The following is a 13,920-nucleotide window of genomic DNA, read 5'->3' as shown; positions in this document are numbered from 1 at the left end:
GAGAAGGACTTAAGACAGTGGGTTACAAGGTCGCCGTCGTGGGCGCCACAGGCAATGTGGGCCGCGAAATGCTGAACATTCTGGCCGAGCGGGCATTCCCCGCCGATGAGGTGGTTGCACTGGCTTCGCGCCGCAGCCTGGGCACGGAAGTTTCGTATGGCGACAAAACGCTGAAAACGCGGGACCTTGCGACCTATGACTTCTCCGATACCGACATCGCCCTGATGTCGGCCGGCGGCGACGTGTCCAAGGAATGGTCGCCGAAGATCGGCGCGCAGGGCTGCGTCGTCATCGACAACTCCTCAGCCTGGCGCTACGACGCCGACGTGCCGCTGATCGTTCCGGAAGTGAATGCCGACGCCATCGTCGGCTTTACCAAGAAGAACATCATCGCCAATCCCAACTGCTCCACCGCCCAGCTCGTGGTGGCGCTGAAGCCCCTGCATGATCGCTTCGGTATCAAGCGCGTCGTCGTCGCCACCTACCAGTCGGTCTCCGGCGCGGGCAAGGAGGGTCTCGACGAGCTCTTCGCCCAGACCAAGGCTATTTATGTCAACGGTGCGATCGAAACCAAGAAGTTCCCCAAGCGCATCGCCTTCAACGTGATCCCGCATATCGATGTCTTCATGGAGGACGGGTACACGAAGGAAGAGTGGAAGATGGTGGCCGAGACCAAGAAGATCCTCGACCCCAAGATCAAGCTGACCGCGACCTGCGTGCGCGTGCCAGTGTTCATCTCCCATTCGGAAGCCGTGAACATCGAGTTCGAGAAGCCGGTGACGGCCGACGAAGCCCGCGACATCCTGCGTTCGGCGCCGGGCTGCCTGGTGATCGACAAGCGTGAGCCCGGCGGATACATCACGCCCTACGAGGCTTCCGGCGAGGATGCCACCTATATCTCGCGCATCCGCGAGGACATCACGGTGGAGAACGGCCTGGACATGTGGGTGGTCTCCGACAATCTGCGCAAGGGTGCCGCGCTCAACGCGATCCAGATCGCCGAGGTGCTGATCAACCGCAAGCTGCTTCGGGCCAAGAAGAAGGCGGCCTGAGGGTCTGAGGTTTGAAAGCCGCCGTTCGGGCAACCGGGCGGCGGCTTTTGTTTTTTCGAGAGCGATCATGTCCAGCGCCGATTCCGCCGCTCACCGCCCCGCTTTGCCCTCCTCCGTGCTGGCGGCCCTGTTCGTACCCCTATGGTCGACAGGCTTCGTCACGGCACGGCTGGTAGCGCCACACGCCGAGCCCCTGACCTTTCTCGGTCTGCGCTTCGTGGCGGCGGGCTTGCTGCTCGGCCTCTATGCGTTGTGGAGCGGTGCCTCTTGGCCCCAGAGCGGCCGGGCCTGGCTGGATGCCCTCGTCGCTGGTTTTCTGATCCATGGCCTCTATCTCGGCGGCGTGTTCTGGTCGGTGTCGCACGGCTTGCCCTCGGGCATATCGGCCCTCATCGCCGGCCTGCAGCCGCTGCTCACCGGCCTGCTGTCCAAGCCCTTGCTTGGGGAAGAAGTCTCGGGCAGGCGCGCGCTCGGCATCGTCATCGGTGCTGTCGGCGCGGGACTGACCCTGGTTCCCAAGCTCGGGGCTGGTGGCGACGGCGGCATTCCGCTCCTGCCGCTCGCCGTCTGCACCCTCGGCATGGTGGCGATCACGCTCGGCACCATCTGGCAGAAACGCCGCGGTCGCGGGACCGATCTCGCCACCAACACCGCCGTGCAATATGCCGGCGCCATGGTGCCGATCGTCATCGGTGGCCTGCTGACCGAGAGCGGTCAGTTCGACTGGGCCTCCGCCGCCGCCTGGACGGGCCTGATCTGGTCCGTCTTCGGCATGTCGATCGGCGCCATCCTGCTCCTGATGGTACTGATCAAGCGCGGCGCGGTCGCCCAGGTCGCGGCCCTGCTCTATCTCGTGCCCGGCGTCTCCGCCTTGATGGCCTGGGGCATGTTCTCAGAGGCGCTCACGCCCCTCCAGATCGCCGGCCTCGCCATCGCAGCGCTCGGCGTGGCGGTAGCCAACAAGGGATAAGAGGGCCGTGCCTCGCTCGCTCTACTGCCCATAGGTCGCCGTGAGCGTGGCCGAGGCCAGGGCATTGGCGTGGACCATGAAGCCGATCATGGCGCCACTGGCAGTGGCGGGCAGATCGAGCTTGGCCACCTTCAGCGCGGTGATCGTCAGGATATAACGATGGGCCGGGCCCGGCGGCGGGCAGGCCCCCATGAAGGCGGGCATGCCCGCATCGTTGCGCCCCTGCACGGCGCCCGACGGCAGCGACTTGCCATCCCCAGCGCCAGACTGCAGGGATGTCGCCGAGGCCGGGATGTCGAACACGATCCAGTGCCACCAGCCCGACCCCGTCGGCGCGTCGGGATCGTAGAGCGTCACCGCATAGCTCTTGGTGCCTTCAGGCGGATCCTTCCAGCTCAAAGCGGGCGAGACGTTTCCGCCCGAACAGCCAAAGACATTGGACACCTGTGCCTTGGTGAGGGTAGCGCCCTCGCCAATGTCGGTGCTGGTCAGTTCAAAAGCTGAGGCCGGCTGGGTCGCGGCCAGTCCCAGCGCCAAGGCGCCGGCCAGGATGTGTTTCATGATCAAGCTTCCTTCGTTCAGGGAAGCCATCCTGTCATCCCGCTATGATCGCGGCAGCGCCGTCCAGCTCAAATTTCGTGCCGTTTCGCTCAAAGTCGCGATGATGCCCCCTGATCTCACTGGGCGCAAAACCAAAGCGATTGCGAAACCGCACGGAAAAGCGCGACGCCGACTCATAGCCGACATCGAGGGCAATCTGCGTGACCGGCTGGTCTGTCGACTGCAGCAGATAGAGCGCCGCCGTCATGCGGACATCGATGAGCAGGTCGGTGAAGCTGGTGCCTCGTTCCGCGAGATGGCGGCGCAGGCTCGGCTCGCTCATGCCGATCGAAGAGGCGACAGGGGCCGCGCGCCATGAACGGGCAGGCTCGGCCACCAGCATCCGGCGCAGACGCACCACGAGATCGTCGCCGCCAGGCTGCTCGAAGCGATAGCCGAAGCCGTCGAGCCAGAGCAGTATCTCGCGGACACGGGCAGCGGCCACCGGCTCAGGCAAGGCATCCCGATCCGCGATGGCTCGGATGGCTACGTCACAGGCCAGCCGGAACGCGGCCGGCGAATCAGTGAGAACCTCAATCCTGCGGAGGGGCGGTGCGCCGCCGGCCTGGAATTCACGAGCGAGACCGGGAGCGAAATTCAGGGCAAGGGCGCGATAGGGGCCATCGGCGGCCGGCTCGTTGATCACGTCGAAGTCGCAGCCATCCGGCACGAGCACCACCTGGCCGACGGATGCCGTCAGCTCCACATCACCGCTGCGGATGATCTTGCGGCCGCTCTCGACCAGCACCAGACCGGGACCGTCGGAGGCGAGCCTGCGGCATAAGAGAGAGGCATGCTGCACGACCTCCGCCACGCTGCCGATGCCGGACCGCGAACGGATCGTCCGACCCAGCGCCAGATCATCCTGGGAGGTGTCGATGTTGCTCACGCTTCTCGCCCCGTATCAAAGCAGCGGCGGCCATCCGGGAATATGGCTTCAAAAGCTAAATACCGGTTCAGGCGAGCCGGGCGAACCAGATTGTCGACCCGCCGCAATCGGGATCCTCCACCATATGTGAGACGATATCAAAGCCATTGGTCTCCAGCAGCCCGCGATAGTCTCCCGGGTCCAGGCTGCCGTGATAGAGCGGCGCGCCCTGGAAGGCGCCGATTGCCTCGCCACGCCCGGTGCCGCTGGTGAAGATCAGTGCCGCCTTCGGATTCGAATGGCGGCGGAAGATCGGGAACATGCCCCGCTGGTCTTCCGGAGGCAGATGGAAAAAGCTGTTCCAGGCGATGATGCCGTCGAAAGTCCGCCCGAGCGCCAATGTTCGCATGTCCCCAACCAGCCAATCATGGGCCGGGAAGCGCGCCTTGCAGAGTTCGACCAGGGACGGAGCGGCATCCAGGCCGGTGACCCGATGCCCCCGTTCGATACAATGGCGGGCGATCGGTTCACCGGCTCCACAGCCGATATCGAGGACCGACGCTCTCTCGGCAGGCAGAAGCGCCTGAAAGCGATCGAGCCAGGTGATTTCGGGAAAATGGCGGCGCCGCAATTCGTCCCAGGCACCGGCGTGGGCTTCATAAAGGCTCACGACCTGGTCTGCGGGGCCGCCCATTGTTTTGCCTGATGGCGCAGACGGCAGCCTCAGCCGCCCTGGTAGATATAGTAGCGCACGCCGTTGCCCGGGTCGACGAAGCTGGTCTTGGTGCGGTCGCGCACCTTCTGCCCGGCCGTGAAGCGGCGGCAACGGCCATCGGCCATGTGGTTGTCGAACTCGCGCTGGAACTTCTCCCCGGAGGCATGCAGCGTGCCGACATGCTGCTGGGTGCGGCAGGCCACGAGAGGCCGCTCCAGCCCGCGCGTCACCGTCTCCACCTTTGGCGGCGTCGTGGAACAGGCGCCCAGCATGGCCAGGGGGGCGAAAAGCGTGCAGAGACGGAGCATGAACTGTCCTTGAACGAGGTGGGAGGCCTATTCTTCCACAACGGCGTCGTGGCAGCATACGCAGAGCTTGTTGCCGTCGAGATCGCGGAAATAGGCACCGTAATAATGGACATGATACTCGGGCCGCAGCCCGGGTGCACCCTCGCTCGTGCCGCCATGGTTAAGGGCTGCTTGCCAGGCCCGCTCAACCGCCGGCCGATCGGGAGCCAGCAGCGCGATCATCGGACCGTTGCCAGGCGCCGGCGCCTGCCCATCAAAGGGCCGCCCGATCAGGAAGATCGGGCGCGAGGCGCCCGGCCTGATCCAGCCTGCCCAAGAGCGTTGATTGGAGCGTTGATTGGAGCGTTGATTGGGAGGTTCGTCCTCGCGAAAGCGCAGCACCAGTCCGAGTTCCCCGAGCACCGCCTCGTAGAAGCGGAAGGCCGTGTCGAAATCACGGACGCCGAGGAAGGTGTGCGAGATCACCGCCCTACTCCACCGTCACGGTGCTGAGGTCCTCAAAGCGGCTGAACAGCGCCATGTCGTCGCGATGGATCATCTCGCTCGGGCCGGCCCAGCCGAGGATATCCTCGATGCTGCGGCTCTTCTTGCCGGCGATCTGGGCGGCTTCGCCGATATCGTAGGCCACCAGGCCGCGGCCGACTTCGGCGCCGGAGGGATCGCGAATGATCACGGCATCGCCCTGCGAGAAGGTGCCTTCCACCCGCTTCACCCCGGCCGGGAGCAGGCTTGCGCCGCCCCGCAGCGCCTTGGCGGCGCCGGCATCCACATGCAGCGTGCCGCGCGGTTCGAGATGGCCGGCGATCCATTTCTTGCGAGCGGTAACGGGATTGGAGGGTGTCAGGAACCAGGTGCAGGGCCCGCCTTCCTCGATGCGCAGCAGGGGCGAATCGACCTTGCCCGAAGCGATCACCATGGTGGTGCCGCCGCCCACGGCGATCTTGGCCGCTTCCACCTTGGTGCGCATGCCCCCGCGCGAGAGCTCGGAGCCGGCATCCCCAGCCACGCCCTCGATCGCAGCAGTGATGCGCTGCACCACCGGGATCAGGGTGGCGGCGGGGTCCAGATGCGGCGGCGCGGTATAGAGGCCATCGATGTCGGAGAGCAGCACCAGGCAGTCTGCCCCCGCCATGGTGGCCACCCGTGCGGCCAGCCTGTCATTGTCTCCATAGCGGATCTCGGTGGTGGCGACGGTGTCGTTCTCGTTCACCACAGGCACGCAATGCATTTCCAGGAGCTTGTCGATGGTGCGGCGAGCGTTGAGATAGCGCTTGCGCTCCTCGGTATCGCCGAGCGTGACCAGGATCTGGGCTGCTGTCAGGCCTTGCGCCCCCAGGGTCTCGGCCCAGGCCTGCGCCAGACCGACCTGGCCGACCGCTGCCGCTGCCTGGCTCGATTCCAGCGCGAGCGGCCCTTTCGGCAGTTGCAGCAGCGTGCGCCCCAGCGCGATGGCGCCCGAGGAGACCACGATCACCTGAGCACCGCGCTCAGTGTGACGGGCGAGATCGGCCACCAGGGAAGCCAGCCATTCGCGGCGCAGCTTCCCCTTGGCCTGATCGACCAGCAGGGAGGAACCGATCTTGACGACGATGCGACGGAAGGAACTGAGTTCGGGCATGGCGAGACGGAGCTGAAGCGTGGCGGGAGGCGCGGTGGCAACGCCACCATGCCTGATAACACGGCCTAATGCGGCAATCGCCGTTCGACAAGCGCAAACACGATGCAGCGGACGAACAGGCAGGCGTGGGAACGCCCTCTCCCGTGCGCAGCATAGCCAGACCACTGTCTTATCTGCGCGAACACCGTGTTCGACCGGCCGACCTTCCGCGCTCCCGCGGGCCGTAGCTAGATATCCCGCAGGATAACCCGCCTCGCGGCGGACAAACATCAAAAGGTACCCTGCAAATGTCCGCTACCGGTTCCACGGTTCATCTCGACGCAACACCGGCGCCGATTTCCTTCGACCCGACGAAAAGCGCCGTCATCGTCGTCGACATGCAGAATGACTTCTGCAGCAAGGGCGGCATGTTCGATCTGGCCGGCCATGACATCGGCCTGGCACGCGACACCATTCCCCCCATCGCAAGGCTGCTGGCCGGAGCCAGGCGCGCCGGAATGCATGTCGTCTATCTCGTCCATGGTTTTCTACCCGACCTGTCCGATGCCGGCGGCCCGCGCAGCAGGAACTGGCTGCTGAACAAGGATCTCAATATCGGCAAGGAGATCATTGCCCCGGACGGATCGAAGGGAAGGATTCACATCCGCAACACCTGGAATACCAAGGTCGTGGACGAATTGAAGCCCGAGCCTACCGACCTCATCGTCTACAAGAACCGTTTCAGCGGATTCTATGCCACTGACCTCGACGAACAATTGAGAGCGCTCGGCGTCGACACGCTCTTCCTTACAGGAACGACCACGAGCGTCTGCGTGGAATCCACGCTCCGGGATGCAAGTTTCAGGGATTATACCTCCGTATTGCTGGCCGATTGCATGGGTGAAGCCCTCGGCGAAGAATTTCATGCTGCGTCCCAGAAGGTGATCGCGACCCGGTTCGGCTGGGTTTCGCAGTCGTCCGACCTGCTTCGGCAGCTCAGCGGCGCACGCTGAGCGAGCCTGAAGACCCGGTCGGTTCCCGGCCTTGCTTTGCAACATGAGTGGATCATCCGATATCGCGAGCTCCCGGATTTTGAGCCAGGCACCATTGCCCGTCGACGGGGGGATGCGGATAATCGACATCCACCGGCATCCGCTGCCGGAATGGTATCTTGCCAATCTGGCGCGGATTGGCGTTGCCCAGCTCGGCGGACAATCGCTCGCCGACCCGGCCCTGCTGTGGACGCCCGACATAATGCTGGCGCAAATGGACGAGCACGCCATTGCCGCAAGCATGCTCTCCTTTGCCGGGCCCGGCGTTGCAATAGGGGATGAAGGCTTCCGGCGAGAACACATCCGGCAGTCCAACGAATATCTCGCCTCGCTCGTCGCCGAAATGAACGGGCGCGTGCGGGGCCTGGCGGTACTGCCGCTGCCAGCCATCGGCGATGCCCTTGCCGAGCTTCGCTATGCCATCGACGAACTCCGTCTCGACGGCGTAGCGATCCTGACCAATTACGATGGCCTCTATCTAGGCGACCGGCACTTCGAGCCGCTCCTTGCCGAACTTTCACGCCGGCGGCTTCCGCTCTTCATCCACCCGACCAAGCCGGACTATGACGCGCCCCTGTCCTATCAGCCCTGGATTCTCGAATTTGCGGTGAACACGACCCGGGCCGTCATGCATCTCATCTACAGCGGCACGCTCGACCGATATCCCGGTATTCCCATCATCCTGGCCCATGGCGGCGGGGCGATACCCTTCCTCTCCTCCCGCCTCGACATCGGGCAGCGCAATTCCCGTATCGAGCTTGCCCATCCGGTTCGGCATTATCTCAGCCATTTCTATTACGAAACGGCCTTCACGGCGGCGCCCGAACCCCTCGCGGCCTTGCTTGCCCTGGTGGGCCCTACGCAACTGCTGTTCGGTTCCGACCTCCCATGGGCGGGCATGGCCGCAGCCGAACTGTGCCTTGCCAGCGTCTCTGGTTCGCCGCTGCTGGGGCCGTCCGAACGGGAGGCCGTCCTGCATGGCTCGGCGCGCCTGCTGTTTCCAAAGTTCGGGCCCCCCGAAAAGGCATCATGACGCGGCGCCCTCATCGGGGCGTGCGGCGATACGCCGACGCCCGCACTTCCACTCGAAATATATTGAACCTCATTTGGAGCAATCATTATGAACGGACATTTCCGCACCCCGGCGCGACATTGGATTGACGGCGAGTGGGTTGCGACTGGCTCGGAGGCCGAGAGCATCGACCCGGCAACGGGCGATGTCATCGGCACCTATCTGGACGGTGGGCTGGAGGAGGCGGAGGCGGCCATCCGGGCTGCGGAAAAAGCACTTGGCGACCAGACCTGGACAGGCGATCCCAACCGGCGCGCCGCGGCCTTGTCTCACCTAGCCGATGCCTATGCCACGCGGCTCGACGAGGTGATCGACACCCTCTGCCTGGAAAACGGCAAGGTCAGGGCCGAGGCAAGATTCGAGGCGGAACTGATCGTGCGGGCCCTGCGCTTCGTGGCCGGCCTGGCGACCCAGAGCTTCGGCAGGGCGCTGGACCCGAGCCCGGGCAGAAGCGTCGTCAGCCTGCGTCAGCCGATCGGCGTGGCAGGGCTGATCATCCCGTGGAATTCACCCGCCTATCTCGCCATCCGCGCCCTGGGGCCAGCTTTGGCGGCCGGGTGCACAGCGGTCGTGAAGATGCCCCACAAGGCGGCACAGACCGCCGCCCTCATGGCTGACATCCTGGCGTCGGTACCGGACCTTCCCCAAGGCAGCGTCAATATCTTCATCGAGTCGGGAGCGGCGGGCGCGAAGCTCCTGGTGGAATCCGCCAAGGTCCGCGCCATCAGCTATACCGGGAGCACCCATACGGGCCGAGCCATCGCCCAGACGGCTTCGGCGAGCTTGAAGCGGATCAATCTGGAGCTTGGGGGCAAGACGCCGCACCTCATCTTCGACGATGTCGATCTCGACAGGCTCCTGCCCATCCTCACCAAGTCATCGACGGTGTTCGCCGGACAGTTCTGCATGACCGGCAGCCGGATTCTGGTCCAGCGTAACATTGCCGACCAGCTACGCGACAGGCTGGCCCGCAGCCTCGAGGCGGTAAGGCTGGGTCCCGCCGCCAGCGCCTCGAGCGACATGGGCCCGTTGATCGACAAGGCCTCGGTTTCACGCGTTGACGGGATCGTCAAGGAGGCGATCGCCGCGGGCGCAAAGGTCATCCTGAGAGGCGGCCCCGTCGCCGATGGGCCGCTCGCCAAGGGCGCGTTCTATCGCCCCTGCCTTCTCGAGGTTCCCAATTCCAGGCTCGAGATCGTGCAGATGGAAGTATTCGGGCCGGTGCAGACGCTCCAGCTTTTCGATAGCGAAGAAGAGGCCATCGAGCTTGCCAACGACACCGAATTCGGCCTGAGCGCCTGCGTCTGGAGCAGCAATGCGGACAGGTTGTTCCGTGTTTCGCGCAAGCTCGATGCCGGGCTCGTATCGATCAACAACTGGGCCAATCATGTCGTCGAATTCGAGGAAGGTGGCTTCAAGGCCAGCGGCCTTGGACGGCTGGGTGGAGTCGGCGCGATCGACGATTTCACCGAAATCAAGCAAATCGCCTACAACTACGCCACGACCGCCTGAAACGGCCTGCCCGAGCCGATCCGATGGTTGCGACACCCTGTCTTTACCCTCTCCCCGCATATTAGAGAGAGGAAAGGGTCAAGCTTGGTAAGGTGATCGTAGCCGGCGCCTCGCTTGGCGATATCACCTCATTTGTGCTCTTCGCTCACCAGGAGCAGCACCTTGATGTCGGTCTTGGGCACGTAATTCTTCACCACCATCTCGAACGTGGTCGGGCCGATCTTCTTCACGCCTTCGCCGCAGAAGGACACCAGCGTCTTAGGATCGCCCTTATCGACCACCAGGCGAAAATCGCCGATCGGGCCGGCCCAATTACCGCCCGAGGTGATGACATAGGCCAGATATTGCTCATAGCTGGCGAAGGTCTTGCCCTCGTCGGCCAAGGCGCGCTTGCGCAGCGCTGCCGCCGCCTTGGTGAAAGCCGCATCGGTGCAGAAATCCTTCTGGTAGGACTTTCGCTGCTCGGCATCGAGATCGGGCGAGCCGAATAGCAGGGACGAGACGCCGCCATGGCTGGGCACGTAGTCCTGCTGGACGATCACGTCCTTGCCGGCCGGGAACACCTGCTTGCGCCAGAATTTCGAGCGCAGGGTCCAGGATGGATAATAGACCTGACGTTCGCCCTTGTCGTCATTGTAGCTGTCCTGATAGACGATACCGGCATCGACGAGCGCCTTGCGGTCGGCTTCGCTGAGGGCGTTGATGGCCTTCTCGGTCGCTTCCACGGTCGGCAGCAGCGGAAGCTTGAGTGCCTTCAGCCTGTCGGTGACTTCGACCTCGGGTTTGCCCTCCGATCCCAGCAGGAAGACGCGCTGCTCCAACTGGGAGTCGACCGCCTTGCCGTCGACCTTGGTGGTGAATTTCAGGAAATTGTCGCTGCTGGGATCTGGAATGTCGGTGATGCCGGCCGGTCCTTGCCCGGAAATGTCCGGCATCGGAAAGGCCACCAGGGCTTCGTAGTCGGCATTGGTGAGATTGCGGAAGCGATAGGAGATCTTCACCGCCTTGATCGAGAGGTAGAGATCTTCCGAGACCAGAGCGATCTTGTCGGTCTTGGTGAGCACCAGCCCGCCCGCATCGAGGGAGGCCATGGTGTCGTCGGCCCGCGCAGGCGAAGCCAGCAGGGCGGCAAGAACGGCAATGGCCGGAATGAAACGGGGCACGGTCGACTCCTTACGGCAATAATATCAAACAAGCGCGGCGAGCTTATAGGCGTCACTACACCGGACACAACGTCACCTCACCGCGCCACGGACTGTTTACGCCCGGTAATCGTGATCACAGTCTTTCTAATCTTTGCGACTCTATCTTGTGGCTAAGCTCAGCGGAACAATCTTAGGGCTTGGCTGTATGGTAGGAGGAATGCAACAAATAGATTGGGGAACATGAAACGTCGGGCTTCGGCGGATAATCATACCGACAAATCGGTCAAAGTCTGTTTCGAACAAAACAAGGGGTCGTCGATGGCACGCAGCGCAAGCCGCTCTCGCTCCGGTGCAACACAAACCCGCCACAGCCAGGCGGCCGCGCTGATCGGTCAGCGCATCGTTGCCGGAGAATGGGCGGTTGGCATGGCGCTGCCGACGGAGGCCGACCTCTCGCGCGAACTCGACGTCTCCCGCGCCTCGCTGCGCGAGGCCATCAAGCTCCTGGCCGGCAAGGGCCTGCTCTCCTCCACCCCGCGCCGTGGCACCATCGTGCAGCCCCACGCCAATTGGAACCGGCTCGATGTCGACGTGCTGGTCTGGCAGACCTCAGGCGGCGCCACCAAGAGCTTCGTCAAGGACCTGTTCGAGCTGCGCCGCATGATCGAGCCGGAGGCGGCGGCCCTCGCCGCCTTGCGTGCCTCGCCGGAGCAGCGGGCCGCCATCGCCCAAAGCTTCGAGGCGATGGCCAATGCCACCGACATCCAGCTTTCGATCGACGCGGACCTCGCCTTCCACCGCGCCATCATGCAGGCCACCAACAACATGCTGCTGGCCGCCTTCCAGCCGGCAATCGAGGCCTCGCTCGCGGTGTCCTTCAAGGTCTCGCGCGCCGGCAACGTGCTGCTGGCCTATACGGTGCCGATGCACCGGGCGGTGGCCGAACCTATTCTCGCCAGCGATGCCGACGGCGCCCGCAAGGCGATGATCGCCCTACTCGACCGCTCCGAGATGGACGCGGAAAGCGCCGCGGTAGATGACAAGGAATAATATCGAGTTTCGAATATGCTGACGCATACGAGACTTGAGTACACCGCGATTTCCGACGCCAAATCAAAGATTTGGCGAAAACTGCGGGGTGGAACCACGAGTCATTTTCAATGCCTCTTGGTATAGGACGGTCTGGAAAAGACGCGACCCGCCTCCTCCACTGCAGGAGAAGGCGGGTCGCGTCTTTTCATTGATCCGGTGACCTGTCCGATCAGTAAGGATTGACCACCTGCGCATCGGCGACGCGCGAGGCCGAGCCGAAGTCGAGATTATAGATGTCCGGCCGGAAATGGGCGGTACCGTCAGGCGTGACATAGGCGGTCATGTAGACCCAATGCACCGGTACGCGGTCCGGAATGACCTGGTCCTTGCGGGCACCGGTGGCGATTTCCTGGCCGACGCGCTTGGCGTCCCAACCCGAGCCGAGCAGCCAGGCGGCGAGATCGTTCACGCCCTGCACGCGCACGCAGCCATGCGAAAAGAAGCGATCGACCGAGCCGAACAGGCGCTTGGAGGGCGTGTCATGCATATAGACCGAATCCGAATTCGGCATCTGGATGCGCAACTGGCCGAGCGAATTGCCGGCACCATAGGCCTGCCGGACAGTATAATTGGCGGCCTTGCCGCTCGACCAATCGATGGACTTGGGATCTACTGTGCGGCCTGAGCCATCGATCACCGACATCCTCTGGCGCGCGAGATAGGAAGGATCGCGCACCATATGCGGGCCGATTTCCTTCTTGATGATGGATTGCGGCACGGTCCAGGTCGGGTTGAAATTGATGGCGCTGATGGTGGCGTCGACCTCGGGCGAGGGGTTCTGCGGGCGGCCGACCACGGCGATGTAGCGGCGCGCCACCTCGCCATTCTCGATGGCCTCGACCTGGGCACTCGGGATGTTCACCACCACATAGCGGCGGTTGAAATCGATGAAGCGCGCGCCGACGCGTTCCATGTTGTGGCCGATCTGGACCAGGCGATGCTGCACGGGAACCGCCATCTGGGCCCGGGTGCGCTCGTCGATCTTGCCGGTGGCCTGCAGGCCGTAGCGCTGCTGGAAGCGGTTGACGGCGGCGGTGAGCCCAGCGTCCCATTTGGGGTTGTCGCGCTCGGTTTCCGGCAGATCCTTCTCCATCACCAGGCGCTGGCGCAGCGCCTGCACGGCACTGCCCGTTGCGCCGGCGGAGAGACCCACGGGCGGGGCGGCCGGGAAGCCGCCATTGCGGGCAATCTGGGCATAATATTGCGACAGGCCATTGAGACGGTCGAGCGAGCCGGCATCGAAGGTCGGCATCGAGGACCAGGGCGTGGCCGGAATCTTGATCGGAGTCGAGGCGGCGTAGGAAGGCCCGGCCGGGACCGGCTTCTTGGCGACCTTGGGCTTGGCGGGCGTGGCGGCGGGCACCGCGGGTGCGGCGTCGGCCGCAGCAGGGGCCGTCGGAGCCGCGGGAGCGGCAGCATCGGGGGTCGCAGCCGTCGCCGGTGCGGGAGCTGCCGGTTCGGGAGCAGCCTGCGCGGCCGGAGCCGGAGCGGGGCTGGCGGGCTGGGGTGCCTCGGGAGTGACAACTGGAGCTTCGGGAGCAGCAGGTGCCGCCGGCGCGGTAACCGGAATGTCGGCCGTGGGCGGGGTGGCGTCCTGTGCCAGTGCTGGCGAGGCCAGAACCAGGGCCAAAACGGAAACGGCGGCCAGAACAAGGGGGGTAGGCTGCTTCATAGCAGGAACTTCCACGCTGGTTGCCGAAACGTAAGGTCCGGCACAAAAAGGGATCATAGGCAGCCCTCTATCACGCGGCCGGGCCGCGCGGTATGGCCGCCACAGTCTTGCCGCACGATTGTCGGACGGCGTGTCCGATTAACCACATCAGCACTATGCGCTCCGACCATAGTCCGAAGTTTTGGCCTCAAAAGGGCAGAGCGTCTTCATAGCCTGATCGAGTTAACAAGAAGATATGCCGATCGAAGGCCTCCTCCCCGCGATA

The 13,920-nt window shown here is 64.1% G+C and carries 14 protein-coding genes; 6 read left to right on the top strand and 8 right to left on the bottom strand.

Annotation, left to right across the window (positions count from 1 at the left end):
- Positions 1–17: 17 nt before the first annotated feature.
- Positions 18–1,052, top strand: a complete 1,035-nt coding sequence (locus ACR9ZN_RS26805) for an aspartate-semialdehyde dehydrogenase (protein WP_434959455.1) — start codon at positions 18–20, stop codon at positions 1,050–1,052.
- Between the two features lie 67 nt (positions 1,053–1,119).
- The gene (locus ACR9ZN_RS26800; RefSeq protein WP_454812298.1) at positions 1,120–2,022 is read left to right on the top strand and encodes a DMT family transporter; all 903 of its coding nucleotides are present in this window, start codon (positions 1,120–1,122) and stop codon (positions 2,020–2,022) included.
- Positions 2,023–2,043: 21 nt separating this feature from the next.
- Here ACR9ZN_RS26800 and ACR9ZN_RS26795 read toward each other — a convergent pair whose 3' ends face one another.
- The 6 genes from ACR9ZN_RS26795 to proB form a co-directional block, all read right to left on the bottom strand.
- Positions 2,044–2,583, bottom strand: a complete 540-nt coding sequence (locus ACR9ZN_RS26795; RefSeq protein WP_454812296.1) for a YbhB/YbcL family Raf kinase inhibitor-like protein — start codon at positions 2,581–2,583, stop codon at positions 2,044–2,046.
- Positions 2,584–2,617: 34 nt separating this feature from the next.
- On the bottom strand, positions 2,618–3,511 hold the full coding sequence (locus ACR9ZN_RS26790; RefSeq protein ID WP_454812295.1) for a helix-turn-helix transcriptional regulator: 894 nt from the start codon (positions 3,509–3,511) through the stop codon (positions 2,618–2,620).
- 67 nt (positions 3,512–3,578) lie between these two features.
- Positions 3,579–4,160: a class I SAM-dependent DNA methyltransferase gene (locus ACR9ZN_RS26785; protein WP_481273623.1), complete on the bottom strand. Its 582-nt coding sequence runs from the start codon at positions 4,158–4,160 to the stop codon at positions 3,579–3,581.
- Between the two features lie 53 nt (positions 4,161–4,213).
- On the bottom strand, positions 4,214–4,513 hold the full coding sequence (locus tag ACR9ZN_RS26780; RefSeq protein ID WP_434959450.1) for a hypothetical protein: 300 nt from the start codon (positions 4,511–4,513) through the stop codon (positions 4,214–4,216).
- Between the two features lie 27 nt (positions 4,514–4,540).
- Positions 4,541–4,978, bottom strand: coding sequence for a VOC family protein (locus ACR9ZN_RS26775; protein WP_454812291.1), 438 nt, complete (start codon positions 4,976–4,978; stop codon positions 4,541–4,543).
- Positions 4,979–4,982: 4 nt separating this feature from the next.
- Positions 4,983–6,131 (bottom strand): glutamate 5-kinase, encoded by a 1,149-nt coding sequence (gene proB / locus ACR9ZN_RS26770; protein WP_434959448.1) that lies wholly within the window; start codon positions 6,129–6,131, stop codon positions 4,983–4,985.
- Between the two features lie 287 nt (positions 6,132–6,418).
- Here proB and ACR9ZN_RS26765 point away from each other — a divergent pair, with 287 nt between their 5' ends.
- From ACR9ZN_RS26765 to ACR9ZN_RS26755, 3 genes are all read left to right on the top strand, one after another.
- The gene (locus ACR9ZN_RS26765; protein WP_454812289.1) at positions 6,419–7,123 is read left to right on the top strand and encodes a cysteine hydrolase family protein; all 705 of its coding nucleotides are present in this window, start codon (positions 6,419–6,421) and stop codon (positions 7,121–7,123) included.
- 112 nt (positions 7,124–7,235) lie between these two features.
- Positions 7,236–8,195, top strand: a complete 960-nt coding sequence (locus ACR9ZN_RS26760) for an amidohydrolase family protein (RefSeq protein WP_481273622.1) — start codon at positions 7,236–7,238, stop codon at positions 8,193–8,195.
- Positions 8,196–8,282: 87 nt separating this feature from the next.
- Positions 8,283–9,746, top strand: coding sequence for an aldehyde dehydrogenase family protein (locus ACR9ZN_RS26755; RefSeq protein WP_481273621.1), 1,464 nt, complete (start codon positions 8,283–8,285; stop codon positions 9,744–9,746).
- A 128-nt stretch (positions 9,747–9,874) separates the two neighbouring features.
- Here the strand turns inward: ACR9ZN_RS26755 and ACR9ZN_RS26750 are convergent, their stop codons facing one another.
- Positions 9,875–10,909 (bottom strand): DUF4424 family protein, encoded by a 1,035-nt coding sequence (locus ACR9ZN_RS26750; protein ID WP_481273620.1) that lies wholly within the window; start codon positions 10,907–10,909, stop codon positions 9,875–9,877.
- Positions 10,910–11,209: 300 nt separating this feature from the next.
- Here ACR9ZN_RS26750 and ACR9ZN_RS26745 point away from each other — a divergent pair, with 300 nt between their 5' ends.
- On the top strand, positions 11,210–11,941 hold the full coding sequence (locus ACR9ZN_RS26745) for a FadR/GntR family transcriptional regulator (RefSeq protein WP_454812281.1): 732 nt from the start codon (positions 11,210–11,212) through the stop codon (positions 11,939–11,941).
- Between the two features lie 211 nt (positions 11,942–12,152).
- On the opposite strand, the gene ACR9ZN_RS26740 is transcribed toward ACR9ZN_RS26745, so the two are convergent.
- Positions 12,153–13,655, bottom strand: coding sequence for a L,D-transpeptidase family protein (locus tag ACR9ZN_RS26740; protein WP_481273619.1), 1,503 nt, complete (start codon positions 13,653–13,655; stop codon positions 12,153–12,155).
- Between the last annotated feature and the right edge of the window lie 265 nt (positions 13,656–13,920).

It is taken from the genome of Labrys sp. HAY1-8F (assembly GCF_056754975.1).
This window is presented reverse-complemented; position numbering and strand designations above follow the sequence as displayed.

Coding starts and splice junctions, on each gene's coding strand:
- proB (WP_434959448.1), bottom strand. CDS start 6,131: ATGCCCGAACTCAGTTCCTTCCGTCGCATCGTCGTCAAGATCGGTTCC.
- ACR9ZN_RS26765 (WP_454812289.1), top strand. CDS start 6,419: ATGTCCGCTACCGGTTCCACGGTTCATCTCGACGCAACACCGGCGCCG.
- ACR9ZN_RS26795 (WP_454812296.1), bottom strand. CDS start 2,583: ATGAAACACATCCTGGCCGGCGCCTTGGCGCTGGGACTGGCCGCGACC.
- ACR9ZN_RS26800 (WP_454812298.1), top strand. CDS start 1,120: ATGTCCAGCGCCGATTCCGCCGCTCACCGCCCCGCTTTGCCCTCCTCC.
- ACR9ZN_RS26740 (WP_481273619.1), bottom strand. CDS start 13,655: ATGAAGCAGCCTACCCCCCTTGTTCTGGCCGCCGTTTCCGTTTTGGCC.
- ACR9ZN_RS26780 (WP_434959450.1), bottom strand. CDS start 4,513: ATGCTCCGTCTCTGCACGCTTTTCGCCCCCCTGGCCATGCTGGGCGCC.
- ACR9ZN_RS26760 (WP_481273622.1), top strand. CDS start 7,236: ATGCGGATAATCGACATCCACCGGCATCCGCTGCCGGAATGGTATCTT.
- ACR9ZN_RS26745 (WP_454812281.1), top strand. CDS start 11,210: ATGGCACGCAGCGCAAGCCGCTCTCGCTCCGGTGCAACACAAACCCGC.
- ACR9ZN_RS26755 (WP_481273621.1), top strand. CDS start 8,283: ATGAACGGACATTTCCGCACCCCGGCGCGACATTGGATTGACGGCGAG.